At 41.6% G+C, this 17,641-nt stretch carries 21 protein-coding genes; 20 read left to right on the top strand and 1 reads right to left on the bottom strand.

Translation table 11 applies throughout. The annotated features are described in order from the left end of the window. Window positions 1-67 precede the first annotated feature (67 nt). From ndk to NSS77_RS16230, 18 genes are all read left to right on the top strand, one after another. Complete coding sequence (gene ndk / locus NSS77_RS16315) at window positions 68-484, top strand: nucleoside-diphosphate kinase (RefSeq protein ID WP_342469683.1); 417 nt, start codon at window positions 68-70, stop codon at window positions 482-484. A gap of 243 nt (window positions 485-727) precedes the next feature. Then, window positions 728-1,498, top strand: a complete 771-nt coding sequence (locus NSS77_RS16310; protein ID WP_342469682.1) for a protein-glutamate O-methyltransferase CheR — start codon at window positions 728-730, stop codon at window positions 1,496-1,498. Between the two features lie 157 nt (window positions 1,499-1,655). Next, complete coding sequence (aroC, locus tag NSS77_RS16305; RefSeq protein WP_342471315.1) at window positions 1,656-2,837, top strand: chorismate synthase; 1,182 nt, start codon at window positions 1,656-1,658, stop codon at window positions 2,835-2,837. Between the two features lie 2 nt (window positions 2,838-2,839). Continuing rightward, window positions 2,840-3,931 (top strand): 3-dehydroquinate synthase, encoded by a 1,092-nt coding sequence (gene aroB, locus NSS77_RS16300; protein ID WP_342469681.1) that lies wholly within the window; start codon window positions 2,840-2,842, stop codon window positions 3,929-3,931. Further along, window positions 3,928-4,299: a chorismate mutase gene (gene aroH / locus NSS77_RS16295; RefSeq protein ID WP_342469680.1), complete on the top strand. Its 372-nt coding sequence runs from the start codon at window positions 3,928-3,930 to the stop codon at window positions 4,297-4,299. Before aroB ends, aroH begins: the two co-directional genes overlap by 4 nt. A 15-nt stretch (window positions 4,300-4,314) precedes the next feature. Then, entirely contained in the window at window positions 4,315-5,415 is a 1,101-nt protein-coding gene (hisC, locus tag NSS77_RS16290; protein WP_342469679.1) for a histidinol-phosphate transaminase, read from the top strand. Then, window positions 5,412-6,509, top strand: coding sequence for a prephenate dehydrogenase (locus tag NSS77_RS16285; RefSeq protein ID WP_342469678.1), 1,098 nt, complete (start codon window positions 5,412-5,414; stop codon window positions 6,507-6,509). Before hisC ends, NSS77_RS16285 begins: the two co-directional genes overlap by 4 nt. Window positions 6,510-6,536: 27 nt before the next feature. Next, entirely contained in the window at window positions 6,537-7,826 is a 1,290-nt protein-coding gene (gene aroA / locus NSS77_RS16280; RefSeq protein WP_342469677.1) for a 3-phosphoshikimate 1-carboxyvinyltransferase, read from the top strand. Window positions 7,827-7,930: 104 nt separating this feature from the next. Then, window positions 7,931-9,187 (top strand): tetratricopeptide repeat protein, encoded by a 1,257-nt coding sequence (locus tag NSS77_RS16275; protein WP_342469676.1) that lies wholly within the window; start codon window positions 7,931-7,933, stop codon window positions 9,185-9,187. 13 nt (window positions 9,188-9,200) lie between these two features. Then, window positions 9,201-9,755 carry a ReoY family proteolytic degradation factor gene (locus tag NSS77_RS16270; RefSeq protein WP_342469675.1) on the top strand — a complete coding sequence of 185 codons (555 nt, stop codon included), beginning with the start codon at window positions 9,201-9,203 and terminating at the stop codon, window positions 9,753-9,755. Between the two features lie 122 nt (window positions 9,756-9,877). Beyond that, the gene (locus NSS77_RS16265; RefSeq protein ID WP_342469674.1) at window positions 9,878-10,327 is read left to right on the top strand and encodes a YpiF family protein; all 450 of its coding nucleotides are present in this window, start codon (window positions 9,878-9,880) and stop codon (window positions 10,325-10,327) included. A gap of 162 nt (window positions 10,328-10,489) precedes the next feature. Beyond that, on the top strand, window positions 10,490-10,990 hold the full coding sequence (locus tag NSS77_RS16260) for a ubiquinol-cytochrome c reductase iron-sulfur subunit (protein WP_342469673.1): 501 nt from the start codon (window positions 10,490-10,492) through the stop codon (window positions 10,988-10,990). 22 nt (window positions 10,991-11,012) lie between these two features. Beyond that, window positions 11,013-11,687, top strand: a complete 675-nt coding sequence (locus tag NSS77_RS16255; protein WP_342469672.1) for a cytochrome b6 — start codon at window positions 11,013-11,015, stop codon at window positions 11,685-11,687. Between the two features lie 40 nt (window positions 11,688-11,727). Then, window positions 11,728-12,522, top strand: coding sequence for a c-type cytochrome (locus NSS77_RS16250; RefSeq protein WP_342469671.1), 795 nt, complete (start codon window positions 11,728-11,730; stop codon window positions 12,520-12,522). Between the two features lie 166 nt (window positions 12,523-12,688). Then, the gene (locus NSS77_RS16245) at window positions 12,689-13,288 is read left to right on the top strand and encodes a DUF1405 domain-containing protein (protein WP_342469670.1); all 600 of its coding nucleotides are present in this window, start codon (window positions 12,689-12,691) and stop codon (window positions 13,286-13,288) included. 55 nt (window positions 13,289-13,343) lie between these two features. After that, window positions 13,344-14,021 (top strand): zinc metallopeptidase, encoded by a 678-nt coding sequence (locus tag NSS77_RS16240; RefSeq protein ID WP_342469669.1) that lies wholly within the window; start codon window positions 13,344-13,346, stop codon window positions 14,019-14,021. A 480-nt stretch (window positions 14,022-14,501) separates the two neighbouring features. Then, entirely contained in the window at window positions 14,502-14,639 is a 138-nt protein-coding gene (locus NSS77_RS16235) for a hypothetical protein (RefSeq protein WP_342468482.1), read from the top strand. Window positions 14,640-14,864: 225 nt separating this feature from the next. Beyond that, window positions 14,865-15,074, top strand: a complete 210-nt coding sequence (locus NSS77_RS16230; protein ID WP_342469668.1) for a hypothetical protein — start codon at window positions 14,865-14,867, stop codon at window positions 15,072-15,074. Window positions 15,075-15,197: 123 nt separating this feature from the next. On the opposite strand, the gene NSS77_RS16225 is transcribed toward NSS77_RS16230, so the two are convergent. Next, on the bottom strand, window positions 15,198-16,049 hold the full coding sequence (locus NSS77_RS16225) for a YitT family protein (RefSeq protein ID WP_342471314.1): 852 nt from the start codon (window positions 16,047-16,049) through the stop codon (window positions 15,198-15,200). Between the two features lie 262 nt (window positions 16,050-16,311). Here NSS77_RS16225 and dapB point away from each other — a divergent pair, with 262 nt between their 5' ends. Next, window positions 16,312-17,109, top strand: a complete 798-nt coding sequence (dapB, locus tag NSS77_RS16220) for a 4-hydroxy-tetrahydrodipicolinate reductase (RefSeq protein ID WP_342469667.1) — start codon at window positions 16,312-16,314, stop codon at window positions 17,107-17,109. A gap of 25 nt (window positions 17,110-17,134) precedes the next feature. Further along, window positions 17,135-17,542, top strand: a complete 408-nt coding sequence (mgsA, locus tag NSS77_RS16215) for a methylglyoxal synthase (RefSeq protein ID WP_342471313.1) — start codon at window positions 17,135-17,137, stop codon at window positions 17,540-17,542. The last annotated feature ends 99 nt before the right edge of the window (window positions 17,543-17,641 follow it).

The raw sequence follows: 17,641 nt of genomic DNA, 5'->3' as shown, positions 1-17,641 counted from the left end.
CTTGAATTTGTTAATATTTAGCGGTGAGCAAAAACCTTATTTTGGAGAATTAAGGAGTTGTTAGGACATGGCAATTGAAAAAACATTTCTTATGGTAAAACCTGATGGTGTAAAACGCCAAGTAATCGGAGATATTATCGACCGTTTTGAACGTCGTGGATTTGTATTGCGCGGAGCTAAATTAATGAATGTTCCACGTGAATTGGCTGAAAAACATTATGAAGAACATAAAGAGAAGCCATTCTTTAACGAATTGGTTGACTTCATCACTTCCGGACCGGTATTTGCAATGGTTTGGGAAGGCGAAAATATCATTAAATTGGCTCGCGTGATGATGGGAGCTACGAAACCTGAAGAAGCTCAACCAGGTACAATCCGCGGTGATTATGCAGTGACAATTTCCGAAAACGTTATTCACGGTTCCGATTCACCGTCATCAGCTGAACGTGAAATCAAATTATGGTTTAATGATGAACTAGTTTAATCATCCACGTTTATTTCTGTTGCTTTAAGCTATTCCACAGCAATCCTCTCGCTGTCGGGATAGCTTTTTATTTATACTTCTTTTCCATTTAATATGAAGTTGATATAAAAAGGTTTGTGTTATTCAACATAAGTTAAAGATTATTTTCACCGTTGGAAATTCACTTTTTGATTTTTTTATATATTTCAGAAAAGAAAAATTTTGTATATAATAGGTGTACGTCATTAGAGGGGATCGATAATCATGAATGACTATGAACTGTTTGTTCAAGGAATAAAGAGATTGACCGGAATCGATTTGTCGCTGTATAAAGAAGCGCAAATGAAACGTCGATTAACCTCACTTTATGAAAAAAAAGGGTACAACAATTTCGTGGATTTTTTGCGTGGGGTTGAAAAAGACAGAGATTTATTAAACGAATTCCTGGATCGGATGACGATAAATGTTTCTGAATTTTATCGAAATTCAAAACGTTGGGAAGTCCTTCAAAATAAAATTTTCCCCAAACTGCTGGAAAAAAATAAGCGCTTGAAAATATGGAGCGCGGCATGCTCGACGGGGGAAGAACCTTATACAATTGCCATGGTGCTTTCCCAACATGTGCCTTTATCTTATATTCAAATATTGGCAACGGATATAGATGTAAATTGCCTTCAAAAAGCGAAGCGGGGGGTTTATCCTGAGCGTTCTTTGGCGGAAGTCCCTCCGAACGTCAAATCGAAATACTTTATTCAGGAAGGCCAATTTTACAGGGTAAAAGATGAAATAAAAAATACGGTAACTTTTAAAAAGCACAATTTGTTAAGTGACCCATATGATAAAAATTTTGATCTAATTGTTTGTCGCAATGTCATGATTTATTTCACTGAAGAAGCAAAGGATCATATCTATAAAGAATTCAGCAATTCTTTGCGGCCAGGAGGCATTTTGTTTGTAGGATCGACGGAACAAATTTTCAATCCTGCCCGTTATGGTTTTGAAGTGGAAGATACGTTCTTTTATCGGAAAAAATGAGGGTGAAAAGGGCGCTTTTCGACATTGTGCGAAAAGCGTATTATCTTTTATTCGAACGTCATTTTATACAATTTGTTCGATTCATCATGTTTTTTAATTACTGTTATGTTATATTAAAGAATACATACTTTAACGAGTTGAAGGGAGAAAGTGTTTGATGAGATATTTAACTGCGGGGGAATCCCACGGTCCTCAATTAACGACGATTATTGAAGGGTTGCCATCCCTTTTGCCGATCACTGCAGAACAAATCAATTATGACTTAAAACGACGCCAGGGGGGGCACGGCCGAGGCCGCCGCATGCAAATCGAAAAGGACACAGTTGAAATTGTAGGCGGCATCCGGCATGGGAAAACATTAGGTTCCCCCGTAGCGTTGGTTGTCAAAAATGATGACTGGAAACATTGGACAAAAATTATGGGAATCGAACCCCTTCCCGAAGATGTGGATCCTGCAGAAATCAAGCGCCAAATTACAAGGCCGCGCCCTGGACATGCGGATTTGGTGGGCGGAATCAAATATGGTCACAGGGATTTGCGCAATGTGCTGGAACGTTCCAGCGCAAGAGAAACAACTGTCCGGGTTGCTATCGGATCCGTTGCCAAAGCGTTATTAAAAGAATTGGGCATTTCCGTTGTCGGTTATGTGACTGAAATTTACGGAATCAAAGCGGATACATCAAAAATTGCGGGAAAAACCGCTGAAGAAATTCGTAAAATGGTCGAAGAAGATCCTTGCTATACGGTGGATCCGGAAGCTTCAGCGAAAATGGTTCAGGCAATCGATGAAGCGAAAAAAGATGGGGATTCCATCGGCGGTGTTGTGGAAGTGATTGTGGAAGGGATGCCGCCGGGCGTTGGGTCTTACGTTCATTATGACCGGAAATTGGATGCCAAATTGGCCCAAGCCATGATTTCCATCAATGCTTTCAAAGGCGTGGAGTTTGGCATCGGTTTTGAAATGGCCCGCAAAAGAGGTTCTGAAGTGCATGATGAAATTATTTGGGACGAAGAACACGGCTACAGCCGCAGAACAAATCGTTTAGGGGGCGTTGAAGGGGGCATGTCTACCGGAATGCCAATCATCGTCCGCGGTGTCATGAAACCAATTCCAACCCTTTACAAGCCTCTTGAAAGTGTGGATATTGAAACGAAAGAACCATTCAAAGCGAGTGTGGAACGTTCCGATGCTTGCGCGGTGCCGGCTGCCTCCGTTGTTGCGGAATGTGTCATCGCATGGGAAATCGCCAAAGCGATTGTTGAACAGTTCCATAGCGATCAATTGCCGCAATTGAAAGCGCAAATCGAAGAAGTACGTAAATGGGCGAAGGAGTTTTAATTATGCGAATTCCAGTGAATGCAAAAAGCCATTCCTACGAAGTGTTCATCGGAAGCGGAATTTTACGTTCCGCTTGCGATGCTTTAAAAGAGAAAATCGAAAAAGCGGATAAACTCGTTGTATTTACCGATGAGAATGTTTGGCAGGCACAACAGCAATATTTTACAGAAAACTTTCCGTATCCTTTTGAAGTGTTTGTAATGCCAGGGGGGGAAGCGTGTAAAAGTTTTAAAAATTTTGAAGATGCCCACACTTTTTTAATTGAGAATCAATGCTCAAGAAAATCCTTCCTGTTTGCCTTTGGCGGGGGAGCTGTCGGGGATTTGACGGGATTTGCCGCCGCTACGTTCATGCGCGGCATTCCTTATATTCAAATTCCGACGACGATTTTGGCCCACGATTCGGCGGTAGGTGGAAAGACGGCCATCAATCATCCTCTTGGCAAAAACATGGTCGGCGCATTCTATCAGCCGGAAGCGGTCGTATATGATATCAACTTTTTATCCAGTTTGCCGACAAAAGAAATCCGTTCAGGAATGGCGGAAGTCATCAAACATGCGCTGATTTCCGATGAAGTGTGGCTGAAAGAGCTGATGCAGACACCATCCATCACGGACATTGAAAAACCTGTGTTGGCGAAACACTTGAAATCAGGCATCGAAGTGAAGGCAAACATTGTCGAGCAGGATGAAACCGAGCATTCGGTCCGAAAGTTTTTGAACTTTGGCCATACATACGGCCATGCCATCGAAGCGGCGGCAGGCTATGGAGGTCTCGCACATGGAGAAGCGGTCATGATCGGAATGGTGTATGCCCTTCTCCTCAGCGAAAAATACGGTCGGATTTCCCGCGAATTCACAAAGGAATTTGTGAAGTTCGCCTTTAAAAACGAATACCCGTTGAAGCAAGTAAACAATTATTCTTTTGAAGATTTATATGAATATTTAATGAAAGATAAAAAGATAGAATATGGAAAATTGAAATTTGTTTTACTGCAAGAAATAGGAAAACCTTTTGTGAAAGAAATTGAAGAAAAGGAATGCCGGGAAGTGGATAGTGAACTTCGCTGTCTGCTGGAGGAGGTATGCAAATGATTCGCGGCATACGTGGAGCAATCACCATTGAATCTAATACACCCGAATTGATTTATAGTGAAACAGAGAGATTGGTAAAGGAAATGGCAAGAGTGAACAAGATCGATCCAGAAGATATCGCTTCGGTCATTGTCACAACAACACCGGATATCAATTCCGCATTCCCAGCGAAGGCAGTCCGTTCCATTGAGGGTTGGAAATATGTGCCGACGATGTGCACACATGAAATGAATGTGCCCGGCTCATTGCCTTTATGTATCCGGGTATTGATGCACGTCAATACGACAGTGCCTCAAAAAGACATTCAGCATGTTTATTTAAATGATGCTGTAACCTTAAGACCGGATTTAGTGAATGAAAATCGATAAGAAGGAGCGTTCATCATGAAATTCAAAAAACAAATTTATGGAATGAAAGCATACCAACCAGGTAAACCTATCGAAGAAGTTCAAAAAGAATTTGGTTTAAAAGAAGTGGTGAAACTGGCTTCTAACGAAAACCCTTTTGGCTGCTCACCAAAAGTGAAAGAGTTCATCCAAAATAACGGTATCAATTTTGCCATCTATCCGGACGGTTATGCCCAAGAACTTCGCACAGCTGTGAGCAACCATCTTGGGGTGGAAGAAACACAATTGCTGTTCGGAAACGGTTCGGATGACATCATCGCCATTATTTCACGGGCGCTGCTCTACCCTGGCGTCAATACGGTAATGGCGGATCCATCTTTCTCCCAATATAGCCACAATGCGGAAATTGAAGGGGCGGAAGTTCGGAAAGTGCCGTTGAAAGATGGCAAGCATGATTTGGAAAAAATGTTGGAAGCCATTGACGAAAACACTTCCATTGTATGGGTCTGCAATCCGAACAACCCGACCGGCACAATTGTTGCGGACGAAGAATTAAACGCATTTTTGAAGAAAGTGCCTCAAGATGTGCTGGTTGTATTGGATGAAGCCTATTTCGAATATATTACAGATCCTTCTTATAAAGATACGCTTCATTACATTAATGAATATCCAAACGTCATTATTATGCGCACATTTTCGAAAGCGTACGGTTTGGCCGCATTCCGCGTAGGTTATGCCATCGCCCAAGCGGATTTGATTGCCAAATTGGATCCGGTGCGCGCTCCTTTCAACAACACGGTGTTGAGCCAAAAAGTGGCCATTGTCGCATTACAGGACCAACAATTCATTAAAGAGTCAGTGGAGCAAAACGAAAATGGAAAACAGCTGTTTGTCGAGTTTTGCAATAAGCATGGACTAAAATACTATCCTACACAAACAAACTTTATTTTATTTGAAGTGAAAACAGACAGTGATGTCATCTTCCAAGAAATGATGAAACGCGGCTTTATTGTTCGCAGCGGAAATGCCTTGGGCACACCTGGATACATCAGGGTTTCCTTCGGCACAGAAGATCAAAACCGCCGATTCTTATCAACTCTTGAAGAAGTATTGAAGGAGCAGGGAGTATTGGCATGACCCGCAACGTATTAGTCATTGGTTTAGGATTGATTGGGGGATCGCTGGCATTGGCTTTGCAGAAATCCCCCCAAACAAAAGTGGTTGGCTATGATATATCCGAAAAGACGAGAGAACTGGCCAACACGTTGAATATTGTGCACGAAGTTTCGGACGATGTGGAGGAAGCGGCAAAAAAAGCGGATTTCATTTTTTTTGGAACGCCGGTCAATGCCACCCTTCAATGGATGGAAGAGTTGAAGCATTGGGAATTGAAAAAGAATGTCATCATTTCTGATACGGGCAGCACAAAAGGATTAATCATGAAAAAGGCGGAGGAACTGCGCGCGCAAGGGATCACCTTTATCGGCGGACATCCGATGGCGGGTTCCCATAAGAGCGGAATTACCGCCGCCAAACCATACCTATTTGAAAATGCTTATTATATATTGACTCCGTTTGAAGATGAAGATGGAAATAAAATTATCGCTTTACAACAGCTGCTGAAATATACATTGGCCAGATTGGTAAAACTGAGTGCGGAAGAACATGATCATATGACGGCGGTGGTAAGCCATTTTCCTCATATTGTAGCCGCTTCCCTTGTTCATCAATTGCATGAAGAAAATAAAAAATATCCGATGACTGGCATGCTGGCTGCCGGGGGGTTCCGCGACATTACCCGGATCGCTTCATCCAACCCGATGATTTGGCGGGATATTACATTGCAAAACCGGGAAGAACTCATCGGGCAAATGGATGCCTGGATCGATGAAATGCAGAGGGTAAAGAAAATTTTGATGGAAAATGATGATGCGTCCATCGAAGAATATTTTAAAACGGCAAAAGATGTACGGGATGCATTGCCTATTTCCACCGGAGCATTCTATACTACATACGATTTATATGTGGATATTCCGGACTACCATGGTGTCATTTCGGAAATCACGGGTTATTTGGCAGAAGAAAAAATCAGTATTACGAATATTCGAGTGGTGGAAACGAGAGAAGATGTCTTCGGTATTTTAGTCATCAGTTTCCAAAACGAAAAAGATCGGGAGAAAGCGATGAATTGCATTCGTTCACATACGAACTTTGAAATGCATGTCTCTTAACTCGTATGTGGAAAGGGGGAAATCAAATTGACTGCAAAAGTATTGGCATATAACAAACCTCGTCTGGAAGGAATCCTGACGGTGCCGGGGGATAAATCCATTTCCCACCGCGCGGTCATGTTTGGCGCGATTGCAAAAGGAAAAACGACGGTCACCGGTTTTCTGCCAGGAGAAGATTGCTTAAGTACAATCGATTGTTTCCGCAAATTGGGCGTTGATATTCAAGTGGATGGCACAAATGTCGAAATTAACAGCCCTGGAATGGAAGGTTGGCAAGAACCAAAGGAAGTTTTATATACCGGCAACTCCGGAACGACGACAAGATTGATGCTTGGCATTTTAGCCGGCACCAATTTTCATAGTGTGATGACAGGCGATGCTTCCATCGGAAAACGTCCAATGGGGCGCGTCACAAAGCCTTTGAAACAAATGGGAGCGCTGATCAATGGCCGGGAAGGGGGACAATATACGCCTCTTGCCATTCAAGGAACAAAATTAAAGGCGATCGATTATACAATGCCTGTTGCGAGCGCGCAAGTAAAATCGGCAATTCTTCTTGCAGGCCTTCAAGCGGAAGGAACAACGATTGTAAGGGAAAAGGAAGTTTCCCGCGACCATACCGAACGCATGCTGAAACAATTCGGGGCAAACATTGAAGTGAAAGATGGGGTCATCTCCATTGAAGGTGGCCAGCAATTGAAAGGAACTCACATTGATGTGCCAGGCGACATTTCCTCCGCCGCCTTTTTCTTAGTGGCTGGCGCGATTGTTCCAAACAGTGAAGTGATTTTGAAAAATGTGGGCATCAATCCGACGAGGGCCGGCATCATTGAAGTGATGCAACAAATGGGTGCCGATTTGACGATTGCTCAGGAAAAATCGGATGCGGCCGAACCGACAGCTACCCTCACGGTGCGCACTTCCCATTTAAAAGGAACAACAATTGAAGGGGAAATCATCCCTCGGCTGATCGACGAAATTCCGATCATTGCACTTCTCGCAACGCAAGCGGAAGGAACAACGATTATCCGCAATGCGGAAGAGTTGAGAGTAAAGGAAACCGACCGCATTGAAGCAGTCGTGACCGAGTTGAAAAAACTTGGCGCGGATATTACGGCTACGGAGGACGGCATGATCATCAACGGTCCAACAAGCTTAAAAGGCGCCAAATTGTCCACTTATGGCGATCACCGCATAGGCATGATGGCGGCAATCGCTTCACTCATTACCGAATCGCCGGTTGAAATTGACGATGCCGATTGTATTGCGATTTCATATCCAACATTTTTCGAACATCTTGATTTATTATTAAAGTAACGGGGAATAAAAGGTTCATCGCTTTGAAGATGAACCTTTTTTCTTGTCTAGTGAAATATGGTTTTGTAGCATAATGGTAGAAAAAGAAAGCAAAGGTGAGAGAATTGAATATCATTACACAGGACATCATCCAGGCAATCGAAGGCGGCGAAATCGACCGTGTCGATACATTGTTGGAATCGCTATTTTTAAAGGAAACTCCGGAAGTGCAATATGGAATTTACGAATTGTTATTACAATACGGGTATCTGCCACAAGCGAAAAAAGTACTGGAACATTTGCGTTTCCTTTTCCCAGACGAGGCGCAGATTGCAATCGATTATGCTTCGGTGCTCATCGAATTGGGGGAAGAAGAAGATGCCCTTGATCTATTGTTGACAATCGATGAAAGCGCACCGGAATATCCTCAGAGTTTACTCATTTTGGCGGATTATTATCAAATGCAAGGATTATATGAAGTGGCGGAAAAACGCATTAACGAAGCGTTGGAAATCCTCCCTGACGAACCGCTGATCCGGTTTGCCAAAGCGGAATTGCTTGTTGAAATGGGGCGTTTTACAGAAGCGGCACGCATTTATGAAGAGCTGCATAAACAACAGAAAGAAATCGCAGGGGTACTGCTTGCGGAAAGACTGGCGGAAGTATACCGCGCAGGGGGAGGATATGAAACGGCGCTGGATTATTACATGGAAGCATTGGAAGAAAAAGTGACCGCCGATTTGCTATACGGGAGTGCCTACTGCGCGTTCCAGTGCGAAAAATATGAAACAGCCATCAGACAGCTGGAAGATTTGAAAGAACTGGATCCGGATTATTTCAGCAGCTACTTGTTGCTTGCCCAATGCTATGCGATGCTTGAGGATAATCAAAAAGCGTACAGCATTATAATAGAAGGAATCAAACGGGATGAATTTGAAAAATCCTTCTACTTATTTGCCGGAAAAATCGCGTTGAAAAATAAACTTCCTGAAGAAGCAATCGGCCATTTGCAAAAGGCCGTCGCGTTGGATCCGGAATACATGGAAGCCATCTTGGTGCTGATGTCCGTCTACCATCAGATGGAGAGGTACGACGATATTATTGAATTGTATGAAAGCCTGCAAAAAGAACAATTTGAATGGATTTCTTTATTCCCATTTGTTGCGGATGCATATGCAAAAAATGAACAGTACGAGCGAGCATACGAAATTTATAAATCAGCATATAATGAATTAAAAGATGATCCTTCTTTTCTAGAAAACTATTGTTATTTCCTCATTGAAGACGGAAAGCGCGATGAGGCACGGGAAATGGTTCAGCGCTTGATCCAATTACAACCGACAGAAGTTGAATGGGTAGATTTACTTGAGAGTTTAGAATAGGGGAGGGACATTCATGACTTCTTCCGTACCAATCGTCGACAAAAAGAACTTTGTTCGCTGGTTTCTGAAAAACTTCCAATTGAAGCGGCGGGAATGTGTCTGGATATTAAATTATCTGCTGAGCAACGATGAGTTGCTTGAAAATATTCATTTCGTCGAAGAAGCTCATTATTGTCCTAGGGCAATTGTGATGTCGAGTGTTGATTCCAATGGTGTGCCGTTCCGATTCTATAAGGGCAATATTATGACGAGTGATGCCGAAAAATCCTTTCATGATTTGAGGCTCTATCCAAACGAAGACATGTACATTCAGCTGAATTTTCCGAATGTGCCGCCAAACCAGCTGTATTTGGCTGTCTTAGAGGAAAACCCATATATGCCAAAATATTTGAATATCAATGAAAAAGACCGGTTGATCGCGGAAGAAATTCTCAATACGAGCATGCTGACATTCCAGGAAGAGAAACTGTTAAGAGAAATCGATGAAGCACTCGACCAAGGAGATAAAGAAAAGTTCTTGGAACTTTCGAATCTGTTGCAGGCTTTGAAAGAAACTTCAAAACACTAGCGAAATTCAGTCGAAAGAGATACTCTTTTCGACTGGATTTTTTATTTTCAGCATCTTTTTCCAACGGAGTGGGGTATAATATTGAGTAATGATGAAAAAATGTGTCTTTGGAGGAAAAAATAATGTATTTTCAGGTAAAAGATGTACAACAATATCAACAGAACAAAGAATTTATTGATACGGCAATCGTTCCGCTGGTATCTTTGGATTTTGCGGAGGATAAAATTGTCAAAAGCAGTTCGGAAGCGGAGTTTTTAATGGCATTGACTTCCTTTATTGAGCAACAGTTCAAAGGCCGCTTGATGTTGATTCCTCCATATTCCTACACCGAGGATATGAAAGACGAGAAGCTTGTCCAAACTTTGAAAAAGAATATTCAAGAAGGGGGTTTCAAGCATGTCATCTTTATCACATGCGATCATTTTTGGACAAAGTTACAGGATGTGATAGACGTGATATGGCTGCCTGCGATTCCGATCGAATCGATGGATAAGGATGTGAAAAAACGGATATTGGAAGAACAATTAAAACAGGTGCTTCCGGTGCTGTCATCAAAGTGGTCGCAACATTAACAATTCCTTCAAGAATTGTTCACAATCTATAGAAATCCAATATAATGCATTATTGACCTGCCCATTTTATTGATATATCATAGATATGTCCTAGTTTATACTATTATTAATTATAAGTAACTATGTCTGTTGGACTGACCTTAAGTTAGAGGGGGGAAAAGGATGAGTAACAAAAAGGTTTCAAGACGTCAATTTCTTAACTACACTTTAACTGGTGTTGGTGGATTTATGGCGGCAGGTATTTTAATGCCAATGGTTCGTTTTGCAATTGATCCGGCTTTGCAGGTGAAAGCTGAAGGCGATTTCATACTTACTAGCCAAAAAGTTGCTGACTTGACAGATGTACCAGTACGTGTTGACTTCTCTTACGAACAAGTAGACGCTTGGTATAAGTCTGAAGTTTCCGAAATGGCTTGGGTTTACAAAGAAGGCGACAAAATTATAGCGCTTTCACCAGTATGTAAACACTTAGGTTGTACGGTAAACTGGGAAGGCGGCGAACACAAAAACGAATACTTCTGTGCTTGCCATGGTGGACGTTATGAAAAAACTGGTAAAAACATTCCAGGTACACCACCAACAGGTCCGTTAGATCAGTATGAAGTATCTGAAAAAGATGGTTATTTAATGCTTGGGAAGAAAATACCAAACACATTAGCTTAATTAGTTAGGGGGTACAACACAAGTGCTAAACAAATTATATGATTGGGTCGATGAGCGTTTGGATATCACCCCAATTTGGCGTGATATTGCCGACCACGAAGTGCCTGAGCACGTTAACCCTGCACATCACTTCTCTGCATTCGTATACTGTTTCGGAGGACTTACATTCTTCATTACAGTGATCCAAATTTTATCCGGTATGTTCTTGACAATGTACTATGTGCCGGATATCGAAAATGCATGGAAATCCGTATACTACTTGCAAAACGAAGTGGCATTCGGTGAGATCGTGCGCGGTATGCACCACTGGGGAGCATCATTGGTAATCGTAATGATGTTCTTACATACGCTTCGTGTGTTCTTCACAGGTTCCTATAAGAAACCTCGTGAACTAAACTGGATCGTAGGTGTTTTGATTTTCTGTGTAATGTTAGGTCTTGGATTTACAGGATACCTGCTTCCTTGGGATATGAAAGCGGTATTCGCCACTAAAGTAGGTCTTGAAATTGCAGGTTCTGTTCCATTTATTGGTGAATTAATTAAAATCTTGCTTGCTGGTGACGCATCCATCATCGGTGCCCAAACGTTAACGCGTTTCTTTGCAATTCACGTATTCTTCTTACCTGCAGTATTGTTTATCTTGCTTGCAGTGCACTTTATCATGATTCGTCGTCAAGGTATTTCAGGACCACTATGATTGTTGGTTTTGATTCGATAGTTCAAAAGGAGGGGACAACATGCATCGCGGAAAAGGAATGAAATTCGTCGGCGACTCCCGTATTAAAGCGTCAAACAAAATGCCGAACAAGCCGAAAGACTATTCCGAGTATCCAGGGAAAACAGAAGCCTTTTGGCCAGACTTCTTATTGAAAGAATGGATGGTTGGTGCTGTTTTTCTTATCGGTTATTTAATTTTAACGGTCGCTCATCCTTCACCATTAGAGCGTCCGGCTGATCCAACAGATACATCTTACATTCCATTACCAGACTGGTATTTCTTATTCTTATACCAATTATTGAAATATTCATTTGCTTCTGGTGACTACAACGTTATCGGTGCAATTGTAATTCCAGGATTAGCTGTCTTGTCATTATTATTAATGCCTTGGTTGGATAAAGGTCCTGAGCGTCGTCCGTCAAAACGGCCAATTCCTGTTGCAATTATGTTATTGGTAGTAGCTTCAATGTTCTATTTGACTTGGGAATCTGCCGCTCACCATGACTGGGAAGCTTCAAAAGCTCAAGGTCAAATTACACCAAAAGATTTAGGATTAATCCCGGATATTGAAATCGATGAAAATTCTGAGGGTTATCAAATCTTCCAATCTCAGCAAACTTGTGTTGGCTGCCACGGCGGTGATTTGACTGGTGTTGGTACAAACCCTATGTTATTAGGTAACGAATTGACTGCTGATGAAGTTCTTGAAATCATCAAAAATGGTCGTGGTGCAATGCCAGGTGGTCAATTCTCTGGTACAGACGAAGAAGCACAAATTTTAGCAGAATTTATTGCAAGTCTTAAAGAGGAATAATCTTTTTTATTGTAGGGGCTAGTTTTTTAAGCTGGCTCCTTTTTTATGCAATTTGATCAAATACATAAAATTCTGAAAAAGTTCACATTCTACACTCATATTTGGTAATATTACTTATGAAAAAAAGGAATCCGATATTCCGGTTTTTTGCAAAAGGAGAAACAGAATGAAAAGTTTATTGCCGCAAATGATGTATTTACTTCAACACCGATCTATATTAACCATGTTGTTTATCATCAATTTTTTAGGCACCATTTACGGATACATTTGGTATATGCCTCAACTTTCAAGAACAGCCCCGCAATTTTTGCTTTTTGTGCCAGACAGTCCGACGGCCAGCTTATTTTTCTGTTTTGCCATCATCGGCTGGTTGTTGGGGACAAACTTCAAATTGTTGGAAGCCCTTGCCCTCATTACATTGGTGAAATACGGTATATGGGCAGTTGTGATGAATATACTAACATTGATGGAGATCGGATCAATTGGATTGGCTGGATGGATGCTGGTTTTTTCCCATTTTATGATGGCGGTTGAAGGAATTTTATATATCCCAAAATACCGTTTTACCCTCGGGCATATCATCATCGCTGCAATCTGGACTTTACATAATGATGTAATCGACTATGTATACGGTCAGATGCCGACATATAGCAGCTTATATCAATATGCAAATCACATCGGTTATTTCACTTTTTGGTTGTCCATCCTCTGTATCTGCATTTCCTATTATTCTTTTAAAAAGCGCGATTATTTGCATAAAATATGATAAATATTTAGAATAAATATTAGGAAAATAAGGAAAGGGGAACTAAGACACCAGGATGTACATTCTATATTTTGTAATCATTTTATTATTGCCGATTTATGCTCAATTGAAAGTGAAACGCACTTATAATCGTTATTCTCAAGTTGCCGCTTCAAAAGGATTGACCGGGGCGCAAGTGGCGCGAATGATTTTGGACAGCCATGGACTATATGATGTCCGCGTTGTTCCAACACAAGGCATTTTATCCGACCATTACAATCCAATGACGAAAACAGTGGCATTATCGGAAGGGAACTATTACAACGATTCTTTGGCAGCCATTGCTGTTGCGGCCCATGAATGTGGACACGCTGTGCAACACCAGGAATCCTACTCATTTTTGGTCATGCGTTCAAAACTTGTTCCTGTTGCCAATTTCTCATCCAACTTATCTTGGATTTTTGTAATGATTGGGATCATTGCGCAAAGTACGAACATGCTTCTATTGGGTATAATCCTGCTTGCTGCCGGCGTCTTGTTCCAGGTGGTGACATTGCCAGTGGAATTTGATGCTTCCAAGCGGGCAATGAATGAAGTTGTTCAGTTGGGAATCATCAACAATCATGAAGAACCCGGTGCAAGAAAAGTGTTAAGCGCGGCGGCATTGACATATGTGGCAGCAGCAGCGGTGGCCATCCTTGAATTGTTGCGATTAATTTTGGTGTTTACAAATATGAGTTCTGATGAAGATTAATTTTATGGCGGATCATTGCAAAAAGAGCGGATTGGTCGATTCCAATCCGCTTTTTTTAGTGCGCCTGGCATGGGTGTAATCTATAGGGTGTAAGTCCCGAACTGTGAAGGCAGAAGTAACAGTTAGCTTAACGCAAGGGTGTCCGTGGTGACGCGGAATCTGAAGGAAGCGAGCGGCAAACTTCCGGTCTGAGGAACACGAACTTCATATAAGGCTAGGTATCATTGGATGAGTTTGCTAAACAAAACAAAGTCCTTTCTGCCAAAGGTGGTACAGAGTAAATGAAGCAGATAGATGGAAGGAAAGATTACATTCTTACCCGGGGAGGTCTGGCGGATAGGTGAAATACTCTTCATAACCTACTTAGTGATAAGTAGCTGAACCGTCAGAAGTCAGCAGAGGTCATAGTATTAGTTGGTTTAGAACTACTAAGAAGGACCGAACAATGAAGAGAGAATAGCCCTTGGCATTCAGTGAGTCATGATGAACACAGAAAACGTAGTACCTCACTTGAGGAAGGAAGCGGTGAATCCCGTGGGAGACCTCTTGGAGGGTGGAGTGACCACTGGCATAAAGAGAACAGCTATTCACGGAAGTTATAAAAACTTGCGTCAATGATCTTAATTGAACCGCCGTATACGGAACCGTACGTACGGTGGTGTGAGAGGACGGGAGTTAATCGCTCCCTCCTACTCGATTATATTTGCTCGCACCGGTTCCATTGGGCTGCTCAATAAAAAGTGAAACTTGTAATAAAAATTTCAAATGATCCCGGAATATGTTAATAACCCTTCCTATTTATTAATAAGATATAGCAAATCCGGATAAATGGGGAGGGATCGCATGAAAATCGATTATCCTAAAATGTTGTTATTCGGTTTGCTCACTTTTGTGATTCTTTTGATTCTTGCCATCTACTCATTTAAATTATCCTTGCATTTTATCGTAAATGATGAAGAAGATGTTTATGATGGATTCAGAATTTCAGAAATTGAAGATTCGGATTCAGTGAATGAGGAGAATAATGCAATCGAAATGGAGGAGAATCATTAAAATAGATTGTTTAAAATTCAAAGGCTGTCTGAATGTTCTTCCAGACAGCCCGCCGGCTCAAAGAAAGAATGATCCGATTTTCGTTCATTCCGTTATTTAAATGGAAAGGAATTTTCCTCTTGATTATTCTTCAATCCGGAAACCTTCGCCGGTGACGTCTTTCACATCGATGATCGATACGAAAGCTTTTGGGTCGATTTTTCGGATGATGGATTTTAATTGAACGATTTCATTTCTGCCTACAATGCAGTATAAAACATCTTTATGTTGTTTTGTATAATAGCCGTAAGCATGAAACACGGTGATGCCCCGACCCATTTTTTCCGAAACGGTTCTTGCGATCTCTTCAGGCTCGTTTGAAATAATGAATGCCCCTTTCGCCGCATATGCGCCTTCCTGCACGACATCAATCACTCTGGCTCCGACGAATACAGCCACCAGCGTATACATCATCGTAATGGAACTTAAATAAGTGAGCCATGAGGCGATAAGTACAAATGTATCGAACAGGAACATCGTTTTTCCCATGCTCCAGCCAACATATTTGTGGGCAAGACGGGCAATGATATCGACTCCTCCGGTAGTACCGCCACATCGGAAAATGATTCCCAAACCGACGCCGACGAATACCCCCGCAAATAATGAAGCAAGCAATAAATCATTCTTCAAATCCAGCGGAAACTGGTATGTTTGAAATATTTTCAAGAATACCGATACGCTCAAAATCCCTAAAATTGAGTAGAAAAACTCTTTACGCCCAAGCAATTTCCAACCTAAAATAAATATTGGAATATTCAATACAATATTTGTAATGGCTGGATCTAAGTTGAATGTAAAGTATAAAATTAAGGAAATTCCACTAAATCCGCCTTCTCCCAACTTGTTGAGCATATTGAAATGAACAAATCCGAAACTGTATATCGCTGTTCCGATAATAATTCCAATGATTTGCTGTATTTTTATATCCTTCAAAATACGACCTCCTTATTCCAAGGACAATTAGGCTAGATTGCATGTTTTATTATGTTTTATTTTTCTGCTTTTGACAACTCCTTCCCTTTTCATTACGATGGTTAAAAGGGAATTTTGAACCAAAGTTTGATAAATGGTAAAGATTTTGCCCAATTTGTCGAACGGGTTGGTTGCATTTTAATTAGTATGATTTCCAATTGAAATACAATATACATTCATATGAGAAAATGGAATAAACATGGATGAAACGAAAGGACGAATCACAATGACAATAAGAGTAGCAATTGCAGGATGCAGAGGAAAAATGGGAAAAGAAGCCGTTAAAACCGTTGTAGGTCAAGAGGGAATAGAGCTGGTGGCGGCGCTTGACTACAAACATGTCGGGGAAAGCCTCGCGGAACTTGAGATGTTTCCAGCTGATTTAGATGTTCCGATTTATTTGGACTTATCCCAATTAATAGAAGAAACAAAACCGGATGTATTAATTGACTTAACAAGTCCTCATGCTGTATATGATCATGTCAAGGTTTCCCTTTTGCACCAGGTTCGCCCGGTTGTCGGAACCACAGGCTTTACGGATGAACAATTGGAAGAATTGACGCAGCTTGCACAAGAGCAAAAAACGGGTTGCATCATCGCACCGAATTTTGCCATTGGTGCGGTGTTAATGATGAAATTTGCAAAAGAGGCTGCAAAATATTTGCCAAATGTGGAAATCATTGAATTGCATCATGACCGCAAACTGGATGCCCCATCCGGTACGGCAAAGAAAACGGCACAAATGATTGCGGAAGTCCGGGAAGAACGGAAGCAGGGACATCCATTGGAAGAAGAAACGATGGCTGGTGCGAGAGGGGCGGATTTTGAAGGGATGCGCATCCACTCCGTCCGTCTTCCGGGATTGGTGGCCCACCAGGAAGTCATTTTTGGCGGAAACGGACAATTGTTGACGATTCGCCATGACTCCTTCAACCGGGAATCATTTATGGATGGCATTGTCTACTGTGTCAAAAAAGTAATGGAACTGGAACAATTGGTTTATGGTATGGAAAATATTCTATAAAAAGAATGGATGAATGCTTATGAAAATGAAAATCGCATTAATTGCCCACGATAGCAAAAAAGATAGTCTTGTTGAGTTTGCCATTGCATATAAAGAAATATTGCAGCAACATGATTTGTATGCAACAGGAACGACAGGCCGCCGCATTATTGAAGAGGCAGGGCTTTCCGTTACTTGTTTTCGTTCCGGCCCTTTAGGCGGCGACCAACAGATGGGAGCAATGATTGCCAACAACGATATGGATATGGTGTTTTTCTTCCGTGATCCATTGACAGCGCAGCCTCATGAGCCTGATTGTACAGCGCTTATCCGTTTGTGCGATGTTTACAATATCCCGCTTGCAACCAATATGGGAACGGCGGAAATTTTGTTGAAAGGCTTGCAGGAAGGATTCGTGGATTGGCGATTGATTCAGGAAAGAAAGTCGAATTAATGGACCAATGCATCCGTCTAGGATAAAATTGGTTGGAACTTATGCTGTTTAGTCTTTTCGTTATGTTGGTATAAATGATTGAACATTCTAAATTGAAAG

The sequence above is a fragment of the Ureibacillus sp. FSL K6-3587 genome, assembly GCF_038593165.1.
GTDB classification, from domain to species: Bacteria; Bacillota; Bacilli; order Bacillales_A; family Planococcaceae; genus Ureibacillus; species Ureibacillus suwonensis.
Note: the sequence above shows the minus strand (reverse complement) of the source record. Positions and strands in the feature narration are given on the sequence as shown.

What these genes read in the sequence shown, in the direction of transcription:
- NSS77_RS16270 (WP_342469675.1), top strand. Translation starts at nt 9,201, where the DNA reads ATGACTTCTTCCGTACCAATCGTCGACAAAAAGAACTTTGTTCGCTGG.
- aroC (WP_342471315.1), top strand. Translation starts at nt 1,656, where the DNA reads ATGAGATATTTAACTGCGGGGGAATCCCACGGTCCTCAATTAACGACG.
- NSS77_RS16260 (WP_342469673.1), top strand. Translation starts at nt 10,490, where the DNA reads ATGAGTAACAAAAAGGTTTCAAGACGTCAATTTCTTAACTACACTTTA.
- hisC (WP_342469679.1), top strand. Translation starts at nt 4,315, where the DNA reads ATGAAATTCAAAAAACAAATTTATGGAATGAAAGCATACCAACCAGGT.
- NSS77_RS16285 (WP_342469678.1), top strand. Translation starts at nt 5,412, where the DNA reads ATGACCCGCAACGTATTAGTCATTGGTTTAGGATTGATTGGGGGATCG.
- aroB (WP_342469681.1), top strand. Translation starts at nt 2,840, where the DNA reads ATGCGAATTCCAGTGAATGCAAAAAGCCATTCCTACGAAGTGTTCATC.
- aroH (WP_342469680.1), top strand. Translation starts at nt 3,928, where the DNA reads ATGATTCGCGGCATACGTGGAGCAATCACCATTGAATCTAATACACCC.
- NSS77_RS16310 (WP_342469682.1), top strand. Translation starts at nt 728, where the DNA reads ATGAATGACTATGAACTGTTTGTTCAAGGAATAAAGAGATTGACCGGA.
- NSS77_RS16245 (WP_342469670.1), top strand. Translation starts at nt 12,689, where the DNA reads ATGAAAAGTTTATTGCCGCAAATGATGTATTTACTTCAACACCGATCT.
- NSS77_RS16230 (WP_342469668.1), top strand. Translation starts at nt 14,865, where the DNA reads ATGAAAATCGATTATCCTAAAATGTTGTTATTCGGTTTGCTCACTTTT.
- NSS77_RS16250 (WP_342469671.1), top strand. Translation starts at nt 11,728, where the DNA reads ATGCATCGCGGAAAAGGAATGAAATTCGTCGGCGACTCCCGTATTAAA.
- ndk (WP_342469683.1), top strand. Translation starts at nt 68, where the DNA reads ATGGCAATTGAAAAAACATTTCTTATGGTAAAACCTGATGGTGTAAAA.
- NSS77_RS16240 (WP_342469669.1), top strand. Translation starts at nt 13,344, where the DNA reads ATGTACATTCTATATTTTGTAATCATTTTATTATTGCCGATTTATGCT.
- NSS77_RS16265 (WP_342469674.1), top strand. Translation starts at nt 9,878, where the DNA reads ATGTATTTTCAGGTAAAAGATGTACAACAATATCAACAGAACAAAGAA.
- mgsA (WP_342471313.1), top strand. Translation starts at nt 17,135, where the DNA reads ATGAAAATCGCATTAATTGCCCACGATAGCAAAAAAGATAGTCTTGTT.
- dapB (WP_342469667.1), top strand. Translation starts at nt 16,312, where the DNA reads ATGACAATAAGAGTAGCAATTGCAGGATGCAGAGGAAAAATGGGAAAA.
- NSS77_RS16235 (WP_342468482.1), top strand. Translation starts at nt 14,502, where the DNA reads ATGATGAACACAGAAAACGTAGTACCTCACTTGAGGAAGGAAGCGGTG.